Origin of the sequence: Caballeronia sordidicola (genome assembly GCF_000729995.1) — a bacterium.
Lineage (GTDB): Bacteria > Pseudomonadota > Gammaproteobacteria > Burkholderiales > Burkholderiaceae > Caballeronia > Caballeronia sordidicola_A.
In genome coordinates, this window is the sequence record NZ_JNFG01000129.1 from 1 (window position 1) to 419 (window position 419).

Genomic DNA, 419 nt, shown 5'->3' on the forward strand with positions numbered 1-419 from the left:
GCAAGCGGCAATGCGGGCTTGTTTGCGCGTGCCATCGCCAGCGGCAGCATGGTCAGGCCGATGATCGACACGAAGATCAGGTTCGGCTCCAGCTGCGGATTGATCCGGCCGGCCTGCTGGCTGCGCGCAATGCAGTCGGCGAACAAGGCCAGCTTTTCCAGCGGCACCCGGCGCACCATGCGCTCACGCAGCTGGCCGCCCTCGCTCAAGACTTCACGCACCCACAGGGCCGGCATCCATGGCATTTTTTCAGTCGTGCTGATCATCCGGTCGACCATGCCCATGATCATCTGCTGCGGCGGCTGATCGCCGCTGATCGGCCCCCAGATGCCGCGGATGAACAGGCTGACCCGTTCATCGACCACGGCTTCGATCAGCTGGTCGCGGTTCTTGAAGTAGTAATGCACCATGGCGGCAGT

General features: G+C 63.2%; 1 protein-coding gene. It reads right to left on the reverse strand.

Annotated elements, in window-relative coordinates; genetic code table 11:
• A partial coding sequence (locus FH08_RS0134035) for a hypothetical protein (RefSeq protein ID WP_035568004.1) occupies positions 1 to 419 on the reverse strand: 419 nt, incomplete at both ends.